We start from the raw sequence: 7,010 nt of genomic DNA on the forward strand, positions 1-7,010 counted from the left end.
CTCCGGGTCTGTTGCAAAGCAGGCCGGCCAAAGTGGCAAGGATGCCGCAGTGCCGCACGTGCGGCTTGATCTGGAGCAACTGGGCAATCGATCACAGGCAATTTGTGTTCCCGCCTGCAACACCGGCGCGTGGCACGGCGTTTGCAGACCGAGCTCATCTTTCAACACGACCATGACGGAGACCTGACATGAAGCGAAACGGAAATCTGCCGGCCGCACCCACCCCACCCAGCCGCCGGCGCGGGCGCATGGCCATGCGCCACGGCGCCTGGCTGCTGGCCATCGCCGCCTGCGCCGCGAGCCCCGCCGTATGGGCGCACGGCGACGTGACGCCGCAGGCGGTCGACACTTCGGCGCTTCCGAAGCTCGGCCAGGAATGGCGTCCCGAGAACCCGTTCCGGGCCAACGACGCCGCCGTCAAGATCGGCACGTCGGCCTACAACCAGAACTGCGCCCGCTGCCATGGGCTGGAAGCGATCTCCGGCGGCATCGCGCCCGACCTGCGCAAGATCGACAACGAATGCGCAGCGCTCAAGGACAGCGCCAAGAAGGCCGCCTGCGTGAAGGAGATCGACGAGTTCTATCTCACGACCGTTCGCCAGGGGCGCACGCGCAACGGCGCGGTGTACATGCCGCCGTTCGAAGGGGTCATGAACCAGGAAGCCATCTGGGCGATCAAGGCCTACCTCGAAACGCGCCGTGACAAGCCGTTCTAGGCGGGGAGGGTCCATGACACCCAAGACACCGAGCCGTCGCGATTGCCTGCGCTGGCTGGGCGCGTCCGGCGCCGCAGCCCTGGCATGTGCGCCGCTGCACCTGCGGGCGACGCCACTGGAGCGCGTGCGCGAGCGCGGCACGCTGACGGTCGGCCTCTACCACGACATGCCGCCGTTCCACGTCGGCGGCCAGGGCATCGACGTGGAGCTGGCGCGCGCCCTGGCCGAATCGCTGGGCGTCAGGCTCTCGCTGCTGCCGTTCCATGCCGACGAGAACATGAACGACGACTTGCGCAACATGGTGTGGCGCGGCCACTACCTCGGCTACGGCCCGGCCGACGTGTTGCTGCACGTGCCGGTCGACCGGCCGCTGATGGAAGGCAACCCGCAGGTCAGCATCTTCGCGCCGTACTACCGCGATCGGGTCGTGATGGCACGCCAGCTCGAGCGCGTGCCGCGGCTCGAGACGCTGTCCCAGTTGGGCGCCGACAAGGTGGCGGTGCCTGGCCAGTCGCTCGCGGGCTGGTTGCTGATTGGCGCCGATGGCGGCGCCTACCGGAGCCAGTTGATCACGCAATGGAAGGACGGCGCCGAGACGGCGCGCGCGCTGTTGCGCGGCGAGGTGACGGTGGCCGCAGGACTGGCGTCGGAGATGGAGTCGGTGCTGCGCGGCGACCCGCGCTTCGCCATCGCGCCGATGCCTTCGCCGCGGGCGCCGCGCGACGGATGGGCCGTCGGCATGGCCGTCAAGCGTGACGCCACCGAGCTGGCGCAGGCGCTGCAGCGCGCGGTGAACGAAATCGCGGCCAGCGGCCGGCTGCGTCAGATCTTCGAGCACGGCAACCTCGCGTGGCAAGCCGCATGACGCGCGGAACCGGCAGCCTGCTGCCGGGTTCGCGTGAGCTGCGCCGCGGCGCTAGAGCCAACCGCGCGCTTCGAGCACCTTCCACTCCGCGTCGTCGTACAGGCGCGAGCGTGTGAGAAAACGCAGGCCGGTCGGCCGCTCGAGCGAGAACATGCCGCCGTTGCCCGCTACCGCATCGATGATGAGATGCGTATGCTCCCAATACGCGAACTGGGCCCGGCTCATGTAGAACGGCGTGCCCGCGATCTCGCCCAGGCAGACGTCCGAATCGCCGGTGACGAACTCGCCGGCGGCGAAGCACATCGGTGCGCTGCCGTCGCAGCAGCCGCCGGACTGGTGGAACATCAGCGGCCCGTGCACGGCGCGCAGGCGCTCGATGAGCGCCTGCGCGGCCGGCGTGGCGGACACGCGGCTGACGCCGTCTTCGGGCATCTTCAGAAGAATCCCAGCTTGTTCTGGCTGTAGCTCACCAGCAGGTTCTTGGTCTGCTGATAGTGGTCCAGCATCATCTTGTGGTTCTCGCGGCCGATGCCCGACTGCTTGTAGCCGCCGAAGGCCGCATGGGCCGGATAGGCGTGATAGCAATTGGTCCACACGCGTCCCGCCTGGATGCCGCGGCCCATGCGGAAGGCACGTGCGCCATCGCGGGTCCACACGCCGGCGCCCAGTCCGTAGAGCGTGTCGTTGGCGATCTCCAGCGCCTCTTCTTCCGTCTTGAAGGTCGTCACCGACAGCACCGGGCCGAAGATTTCTTCCTGGAAGATGCGCATCTTGTTGTGGCCCTTGAAGACCGTGGGCTTGACGTAGTAGCCAGCGCCGAGTTCACCGACCTGCGTATTGCGTTCGCCACCGATCAGGCATTGCGCGCCTTCCTGCTTGCCCAGATCGATGTACGACAGGATCTTCTCCATCTGCTCCTGCGAGGCCTGCGCGCCGATCATGGTGGACGGGTCCAGCGGATGGCCCTGCTTGATGGCCTCGACCCGCTTGATCGCGCGCTCGATGAAGCGCTCGTAGATCGACTCCTGCACCAGCGCCCGGCTCGGGCAGGTGCAGACCTCGCCCTGGTTCAGCGCGAACATCGCGAAGCCCTCGAGCGCCTTGTCGAAGAAGGCGTCGTCCGCCGCCATGACGTCCTCGAAGAAGATGTTGGGCGACTTGCCCCCCAGCTCCAGGGTCACGGGGATGATGTTCTGGCTCGCGTACTGCATGATCAGCCGGCCGGTGGTGGTTTCGCCCGTGAAGGCGATCTTCGCGATGCGCTTGCTCGACGCCAGCGGCTTGCCCGCCTCCAGCCCGAAGCCGTTGACCACGTTGAGCACGCCGGGCGGCAGCAGGTCGCCGATCAGCTCCATCAGCACCAGGATCGAGGCGGGCGTCTGTTCGGCCGGCTTGAGCACCACGCAGTTGCCTGCGGCCAGCGCGGGGGCCAGCTTCCACACCGCCATGAGGATCGGGAAGTTCCACGGAATGATCTGCCCGACCACGCCCAGCGGCTCATGGAAGTGGTAGGCATAGGTGTCGTGATCGATCTCGCTGATGCCGCCTTCCTGCGCGCGGATGCAGCTGGCGAAATAGCGGAAGTGGTCGATGGCCAGCGGCATGTCGGCCGCCATCGTCTCGCGCAGCGGCTTGCCGTTGTCGATCGTCTCGGCCACGGCAAGCGTCTTGAGGTTCTGCTCCATGCGATCGGCGATCTTGAGCAGGACGTTGGCCCGTTCGGTGGGCGACGTGCAGCCCCAGGCCGCCTTCGCCTTGTGCGCAGCATCGAGCGCGGCTTCGATGTCCTTCGCGTTCGAGCGCGGGATGCTGGTGAAGGCCTGGCCGGTGATCGGTGTCAGGTTGTCGAAGTACTGGCCGTCGATCGGTGCAACCCACTCGCCGCCGATGTAGTTGCCGTATTGCTTCTTGTACGGGTTCGCAATGTCGAGGTGGGTCATTTCTGCCATGTCCATGAGTCGTCTCCTGTCGGGTGGTTGAAAAAACGGATGGCGGGACGCGACGCGGCCCGCGGAGCGACTCAGTGCAAAGCGCGGGCCACGCCGCGGCGGCGTCATCGCGGACGACGCAAGCCGTTGTCAGGCATGGAGTTTTTCCGCCAGCCTCGCGCGGCGCGTCGTCGTTGCTCCAGCGGGCGGCTGTGCCGTAGAGGAGCAACTGCTGCAAAACGGATCACGTTGCACGTGCAGCCGCGCAGTACCGACTTGGCGCACGCCAGCGGCCTTCAGCTCCGAGCTCCTCCACCCGGCGCCGAGGTGCCCTACCTTGAGCTTGCTCAAGCGCGCCGCGCGGTGCGCTTGCCACCTGCGTACTTGGACATCAAGATTCGCAGCATCCCATGCACAGCCACCCGGCAGGTGGCCTCAGGAGTCGCAATGGATCGTCGCAAGTTCATTCGGGTTGCGGGAGGCGGCTTCGTCTTCGCTGCGGCGACGGCGGCACTCGCCGGCTGCAGCCAGCAGATGCCCGCTGCGGCCATCGAGCCGTGGCAGGGGCCGGGGCCGGAGGCCGACCCGCGCCGCTGGATCCTCGGCTACGCGATCCTGGCGCCGCACTCGCACAACCTGCAGTCCTGGCTGGTGGATCTGCGCACACCGGACGAGATCGTGCTGCGCTGCGACCTTGGCCGGCTGCTGCCCGAGACCGACCCGTTCTCGCGCCAGATCATGATGAGCCACGGCACCTTCCTGGAGCTGCTCGACATCGCGGCGCGCGAGCGGGGACTGCGTGCCGACATCACCCTGTTTCCCGAGGGTGCGTTCGGCCCGGAGAAGCTCGATCAGCGACCGGTGGCGCGCGTCCGCCTGATGCCCGATGCGGCCACGCGCAAGGACCCGCTGTTCGCGCAGATCCTCGCGCGCCGCACCAACCGCAGCCTGTACGACCTGCAGCGGCCGGTGCCCGCCGAGGCCTGGAAGGCGATGGCCGAAGCAGTGGGGCCGCACCCCTTGCATTTCGGCTTCGTCGGCGCGGACCGGGCCGACGCGCTGGAACAGCATCGCGCCATCGCGGCCAAGGCCTGGCGCATCGAGCTGAGCACGCCGCGCACGATCCTGGAGTCGTACAAGGTGCTGCGCGTCGGCGCCGCCGAGATCGAGAAGCACCGTGACGGCTTGTCGATGCTGGACCCGACGGTGGTGCTGCTCGAGCGCATCGGCCTGTTCGATCGCAGCAAGGCGCCGGCGTCCGATGCCTTCGCCACCACCAGCCAGATCAAGGACTTCGGCAAGAAGCTCGCGTCCACGCCCGGCTTCCTCTGGATGTTGACCGAGAGCAACGACCGGGTGACCCAGGTCAACGCGGGACGCGCCTACGCGCGGGTGCAGCTCGCCGCGACCGGGCAGGGCCTGGCGATGCAACCGCTGCAGCAGGCCCTGCAGGAGTATCCCGAGCAGGCCGGACCCCACGCCGACATTCGGCGCCTGCTGGCCGTGCCGCTACCCGAGCGGACCGTGCAGATGTGGGCGCGTGTGGGTTATGCGCCGCCGGTCGGCCCTGCGCCGCGCCGTGGCCTGGCAGCGCAGCTGATTCGCGCGTGAGGGCTTGTTATCGACGACAATCATCATGCGGGACATGAGAGGTGAGACCGACGCTCTAAGTCGCCAGCCTCGTCGCCTCGGCAGAATTCGGCCAGACGCCGACCTTCAACGTCGTCGTGAGATGTTGTCGTATTCGGCCAGCAGGTCGCTCATGGCCTCGCCGACTCCGTAGCCGATGTTCTGACTGATGCGACACACAGCATCCAGTCGTTCCATGAACAAGGGCCGCTGCGCATCCGGCAGTCTCGTAATGGTCTGCAACGCCTGCTCGAACATTCGCACCAGCGCACTGAAGTAGCCCTCGTCCTGCAGGCCGACTTCGACGCTGAAGCCTGACGCGCGCTCGCAGTAGAAGACCATCAGCTCTGCCAGACCCGCCGGTTGGCCAATGGCCTTCTTGAAATTCGCGATGGGCTTCTTGGCCTCGGCGACGGACGCGTTCTGGTTCCGGAACATGTCGGGCCAGAGCCAACGGTTGATGGTGGTCTTGTACGGCTCCAGGACATCTTCGCCCAGCCCGAAACGGGCGTGAAGGAACACTTGATTGTCCTTGTTGGCCGTGTACAGGTCATGCACCAAGCCGACCAGGCCGTCGTGGTCGAAGTGGGTCAGTCTGGCCTTGACGTCACTCCAGGACGCGGCTTCCTTACTCTTGCTTGCTTTCATCTCTGTGCGGTTTCCGGAATTGAAGGCAGGCCATATTGGATGGGCTAAGGCCGAATGACCAAAGTACTATCGTAAAGTCGAACTGCAGTCGTGCAGTGGGCGCAGCCAATCAGAGGTTGGGCCCTTTCACAGGGTCACCGTCGTGCTGAACGTTGAGGGGCGAGCACATGAAATACGACATGGTCAAGGTCGAAGAGGCGCTTCTGGCGTTGCTTGGCGTCTTCGAGTTCGAGAACGGACGCGTGTGGAAGCGGTATGACTTTGCAGTCATGGACGGTCTACACGACAAGGGGCTCATCACGGAGCCCCACGGCAGGCAAGAGTCGGTCTACCTGACTGACGAGGGCCTGCGCCGCGCCAAGGAGCTCGCGGCCAAACACTTCGGGACCAGCGGGGCGGCGCTGGAGCAGCCATAGCTGCGGCAGAATCCGGCCCAACCACGGACGTTCGGACCCTCTACCCCAATCAAGCCAAATGAAGTCCGGGCGCGTCGCCAAGTCCTACACGGCGATCCCATCGATGACGGCGCGAGACCATGAAGCACGGCGGCTATGCTCGAATGCCAACGATAGAAGGACCACGCCATGAAGAAGCTAGTCGCTGCACTTCTCGCAACAGCCATGCTCGGGGGCTGCGTTGTCTACCCCGACGGTCCGGGATATCCCGGTGGCGGATACGGGAAACAATGCCCGCCGGGACAGGCAAAAAAGGGCAACTGCTAATCCCGGCTTCGCCCTCGGCCCGGCTCGGCACGAATGGCCAAGGGCAATTGCCCTTCGCGACATCGCCAGAGTCCGGCCGACCGCCCGTATTCCTTGGTAGCCTCTGGCCCTTCTGGCCGGGCGCACGGTAGGACGGCCCTCGGCCAAGAGCAGCCGCTCGCGGGTCGGCTAAAGTTTGCCCGCAAGCAGACAGAACGGACTGGCCTGGCCAGCCCTCATGTCAAACGCTCAGACTCTCGGAACTGCCATGGTCACCTGCTACCTGCGCTATGTCATCGATCCGTTCAAGCTCAAGGAGTTCGAGCACTACGGAAAGATCTGGATTCCACTCGTCGAAAAGTTTGGAGGGCAGCACCATGGCTACTTTTTGCCCTCGGAAGGCGCGAACAACATTGCGCTGGCTATGTTCACGTTCCCAAGTCTTGCGGCATACGAGGAATATCGCGCGTTGTCTGCCACAGACCCAGAGTGCCAAGCTGCGTTCAAGTATGCGCAGGACACT

Annotated in this window: 8 protein-coding genes; 5 read left to right on the forward strand and 3 right to left on the reverse strand. The window is 65.8% G+C overall.

The window, feature by feature from the left end; genetic code table 11:
* Nucleotides 1-254: 254 nt before the first annotated feature.
* Both pedF and ACSQ9A_RS37290 read left to right on the forward strand, forming a co-directional pair.
* A complete protein-coding gene (gene pedF / locus ACSQ9A_RS37285) occupies nucleotides 255-716 on the forward strand; it encodes a cytochrome c-550 PedF (protein ID WP_436307780.1) in 462 nt (153 codons plus the stop codon).
* Between the two features lie 13 nt (nucleotides 717-729).
* Nucleotides 730-1,581, forward strand: coding sequence for a substrate-binding periplasmic protein (locus ACSQ9A_RS37290; protein ID WP_436307716.1), 852 nt, complete (start codon nucleotides 730-732; stop codon nucleotides 1,579-1,581).
* Nucleotides 1,582-1,632: 51 nt separating this feature from the next.
* Here the strand turns inward: ACSQ9A_RS37290 and ACSQ9A_RS37295 are convergent, their stop codons facing one another.
* Both ACSQ9A_RS37295 and adh read right to left on the reverse strand, forming a co-directional pair.
* Nucleotides 1,633-2,013 carry a DUF779 domain-containing protein gene (locus ACSQ9A_RS37295; protein ID WP_436307717.1) on the reverse strand — a complete coding sequence of 127 codons (381 nt, stop codon included), beginning with the start codon at nucleotides 2,011-2,013 and terminating at the stop codon, nucleotides 1,633-1,635.
* 2 nt (nucleotides 2,014-2,015) lie between these two features.
* Nucleotides 2,016-3,536, reverse strand: coding sequence for an aldehyde dehydrogenase (gene adh, locus ACSQ9A_RS37300; RefSeq protein WP_093110180.1), 1,521 nt, complete (start codon nucleotides 3,534-3,536; stop codon nucleotides 2,016-2,018).
* 420 nt (nucleotides 3,537-3,956) lie between these two features.
* Here adh and ACSQ9A_RS37305 point away from each other — a divergent pair, with 420 nt between their 5' ends.
* On the forward strand, nucleotides 3,957-5,120 hold the full coding sequence (locus ACSQ9A_RS37305; RefSeq protein ID WP_436307718.1) for an Acg family FMN-binding oxidoreductase: 1,164 nt from the start codon (nucleotides 3,957-3,959) through the stop codon (nucleotides 5,118-5,120).
* A 105-nt stretch (nucleotides 5,121-5,225) separates the two neighbouring features.
* On the opposite strand, the gene ACSQ9A_RS37310 is transcribed toward ACSQ9A_RS37305, so the two are convergent.
* A complete protein-coding gene (locus ACSQ9A_RS37310) occupies nucleotides 5,226-5,786 on the reverse strand; it encodes a hypothetical protein (protein ID WP_436307719.1) in 561 nt (186 codons plus the stop codon).
* 167 nt (nucleotides 5,787-5,953) lie between these two features.
* Here ACSQ9A_RS37310 and ACSQ9A_RS37315 point away from each other — a divergent pair, with 167 nt between their 5' ends.
* Both ACSQ9A_RS37315 and ACSQ9A_RS37320 read left to right on the forward strand, forming a co-directional pair.
* A complete protein-coding gene (locus ACSQ9A_RS37315; protein ID WP_093110177.1) occupies nucleotides 5,954-6,202 on the forward strand; it encodes a DUF6429 family protein in 249 nt (82 codons plus the stop codon).
* A 553-nt stretch (nucleotides 6,203-6,755) separates the two neighbouring features.
* Nucleotides 6,756-7,010, forward strand: a 255-nt coding sequence (locus ACSQ9A_RS37320) for an NIPSNAP family protein (RefSeq protein ID WP_436307720.1), incomplete at its 3' end; no start/stop codon positions are given.

It is taken from the genome of Variovorax sp. LjRoot290 (genome assembly GCF_964253985.1).
Lineage (GTDB): Bacteria > Pseudomonadota > Gammaproteobacteria > Burkholderiales > Burkholderiaceae_C > Variovorax.